The following is a 1,358-nucleotide window of genomic DNA, read 5'->3' as shown; positions in this document are numbered from 1 at the left end:
ACTGAGTTAGTGAATATTTTAACAAAGTCTTATGATTTCGCTCAATCGGTTGCGACTGATGATGTGTTGAAAAATGATACGGTCAGCGCCATTTCTGAGATCGCGACACCTGTAGTACATTCAGTGAAAGGGCTTGCGGCTAATGCCATCGAAGCTAAGGATCGTGCTGAAGTGAATCATGACGTGATCGGTCTTTTTGGTCTGTTAAGAATGTTGAAAGACCCGCAAGCACAAAAACTTTTCCGTTTCGCCCAAGCTTTTCTTGAAGTCTCTGCAGAACGTAAAAACCAATAAAAATTTGATAAACTTTCAATCAGTAAGGACGGGGGATTAACTATGTCAAAACAAATCGTCATCTTAGGTGCAGGATACGCAGGATTGCTGTCTGCCTTATCCGTACGTGAATATTATAATAAAGATGAAGTGCAAGTTACAGTGGTGAACCAATTTCCAACGCACCAAATCATCACCGAATTGCACCGTCTTGCAGGCGGATCCATTTCTGAACAAGCCGTTTCCATTCCGTTGGAAAAACTTTTCAAAGGAAAAGATATCGACCTTATCATTTCCAAAGTGGAGTCTTTCTCAGTCGATAACAAAGTAGTGAAACTTGCCAATGGTTCCACTTTATCTTATGATGCCCTGGTTGTTGCTTTAGGTAGCCAAACAGGATTCTTCGGCATTCCGGGACTTGAGGAAAACAGCATGGTCTTGAAATCCGTAAACGATGCAAACAAGATTTACAAACATATCGAAGATCGCATCCGCGCATATGCACAAACGAATAATGAAGCGGACGCAACCATCGTGATCGGCGGAGGCGGATTGACGGGCGTCGAGTTAATCGGTGAAATCGTCGACCATTTCCCTAAAATCGCCAAAAAATTCGGAGTGGACTTCAAGGACTTGAAAATCAAGCTTGTGGAAGCTGGTCCAAAAATCCTTCCGGTCCTGCCTGATCACTTGATCGAACGTGCGATGACAAGCTTGGAAACACGCGGCGTTGAATTCTTGACAGGTCTGCCTGTAACGGGTGTTAAAGGAAATCAAATCGAATTGAAAGATGGACAAACGATAACGGCCAACACGCTTGTTTGGACAGGCGGAGTTGCGGCTCTTCCTATCGTAGGCGAATCAGGCCTTGAAGTGGATCGCGGCAAAGCGACCGTTAATGAGTATTTGCAATCAAAATCCCATAATGACGTATTCGTTGTTGGGGACAGTGCCGTTGCGTTCCCTCCAGAAGGCGGCCGTCCATACGCTCCTACTGCACAAAATGCTTGGCAAATGGGTGAGCTTGTTGGATACAACCTATATGCAGCATTTGAAGGCAAGAAACTTGAAGAATTTGCACCTGT

General features: G+C 44.6%; 2 protein-coding genes. Both read left to right on the top strand.

The annotated features are described in order from the left end of the window. The coding region (locus tag BW986_RS29135; RefSeq protein ID WP_076373299.1) for a helical membrane plugin domain-containing protein at nucleotides 1–294 on the top strand (294 nt) is incomplete at its 5' end. 42 nt (nucleotides 295–336) lie between these two features. Next, nucleotides 337–1,358, top strand: a 1,022-nt coding sequence (locus tag BW986_RS29130) for an NAD(P)/FAD-dependent oxidoreductase (protein ID WP_076373297.1), incomplete at its 3' end; no start/stop codon positions are given.

This window comes from Peribacillus simplex (assembly GCF_900156045.1).
Lineage (GTDB): Bacteria > Bacillota > Bacilli > Bacillales > DSM-1321 > Peribacillus > Peribacillus simplex_D.
Note: the sequence above shows the minus strand (reverse complement) of the source record. Positions and strands in the feature narration are given on the sequence as shown.